The sequence below is a fragment of the Candidatus Cryosericum odellii genome, from assembly GCF_003570935.1.
Classification (GTDB): Bacteria; Caldisericota; Caldisericia; order Cryosericales; family Cryosericaceae; genus Cryosericum; species Cryosericum odellii.
This window is the reverse complement of sequence record NZ_QXIU01000097.1, coordinates 1-1,875: the sequence shown is the minus strand read 5'-3', so window position 1 is coordinate 1,875 and position 1,875 is coordinate 1. Positions and strand designations below refer to the sequence as shown.

General features: G+C 56.6%; 2 protein-coding genes. Both read left to right on the top strand.

Annotated elements, in window-relative coordinates; translation table 11 throughout:
* Positions 1–53 precede the first annotated feature (53 nt).
* Positions 54–1,577, top strand: coding sequence for a DNA polymerase (locus tag SMC5_RS10995; RefSeq protein WP_119119675.1), 1,524 nt, complete (start codon positions 54–56; stop codon positions 1,575–1,577).
* On the top strand, positions 1,574–1,875 hold a 302-nt coding region (gene coaE, locus SMC5_RS03890), incomplete at its 3' end, for a dephospho-CoA kinase (protein WP_119119674.1). The genes SMC5_RS10995 and coaE, both read left to right, overlap by 4 nt.

Sequence of the window (1,875 nt, the reverse complement as noted above, 5' to 3'; positions counted from 1 at the left end):
TCGAAGGACAGGGGTTCACGGTGGCTCGTCGAACGAAGGACAACGCTTCGTCAATGCACATCGACGCCATGTTCGGTTCTCTTCCCGAGGCCCTCCATTCAGACAGTGCGTCCATGACGTATGTCTACGACTACAAGAGACTCTGTCACACCCTTGCACCGTTTGGCCTGGCCGCTCCTGCTCCTATCCGTGACATCATGCTTGCACAGTACCTGCTGGATCCTGACCAGAAAGCCTGGGGTCTTGACCGCATCGGTGACGCATGGGGACTGGCTGGAGACACCTCGACTGCCGAGGGATTGGCCGACCTTGTCTATCGTGTCTCCTACCCCATCGACGCGGCGCTCGAGGAATCGCATCTTACGAGTACCCTGAACGAAATGGAGATTCCGTTTGCAGCGGTGCTCGCAGACATGGAGATGGCAGGCATACGCACGGATACTGCTTACCTGCGAACCTTCGGAGCGAAGCTCGGCATTCGTATTGCTGAACTGGAGCGCCAGGCGTACGAGCTCGTCGGCACGCACGACTACAGCCTTCAGTCTCCAAAACAGCTGGGCACGCTCCTTTTCGACGTGCTGGGACTTGCTCCGACCAAGAAAACCAAGACGGGTCTGAGCACCGACGTCGAATCCCTGGAAGCAATCCAGAAGGAACACCCGGCGATTCCGCTTATCCTGGAACTCCGTCAGTTGACCAAGATCAAGGGAACCTATACGGATTCGCTGGTGCGATATGTCACGCCGGACGGGAAGATTCACCCCACCTTCCTCCAGACCGGTACGTCGACGGGACGTATCAGCTGCATCGACCCCAACCTGCAGAACATCCCAGCCAGAACCGAGGTCGGGCGCGAAATCAGACAGGCATTCATACCCAGTCACGACGGCTGGGTCCTTGTCTCGGCAGACTACTCCCAGATCGACCTGAGGATGCTTGCGCATCTTTCTGCGGACGCGAACCTGTGCAATGCATTTGCCCAAGGTGAAGACATTCACCTGCACACGGCTTCGCAGGTCTTTGACGTTCCAGAATCAGCCGTGACTCCCGAGATGCGAAAGCGTGCCAAGACTATCAACTTCGGTATCATCTACGGCATCTCTCCATATGGTCTCTCACGACAGCTCGGCATCGGTGGCGAAGAGGCTCGACAATATATCGAACGCTACATGGAGCGGTTCCCCGGCATCCGGAACTACCGTGACCGTGTCGTCGAGGCAGCCCAGCGCGATGGCTATGTAAAGACGATTCTTGGACACCTGCGGAGAGTCCCGCACATCAACAGTCGCAACAACATGGAGCGACAGGAAGCCATTCGGCAAGGGTTCAACGCCGTCGTCCAAGGAAGCTCCGCCGACGTCATCAAGATGGCCATGATATCACTGAGCAAGGACCTTCAGCCTCTCAAGGCACGCATGGTCCTTCAGGTACACGACGAAATCGTCGTCGACACGCCACCCGACGAACTCGAGCGTGTCCGCGGGATGATGCAGAGGTCCATGGAATCAGCGATACACCTTTCGATCCCCCTCGTGACTCACCTTTCTTGCGGCTCGAACCTGCGGGACCTCGAATGAGTATCGACGTTGGACTCACCGGCAACATTGCCTCTGGCAAGAGCATGATCTCCGGCATGTTACGGGAGTACGGAGCAGCGGTGCTGGACGCAGATTCAGTGGGCAAGAATGTCCTTGCCAACAACGTTGAAGGGGCGCTTGAGCAAGTGCGTTCTTCCTTTGGCGATGGTATCTTCGATGGAAAGCAACTCAATCGCCATCTCCTCGGCAATCTTGTCTTCGGACATCCCGATCTCCTGAAGGAACTCAACGATATCATGGTGCCCATTATGACAAGACTGGTCGCCAATGAGATCAC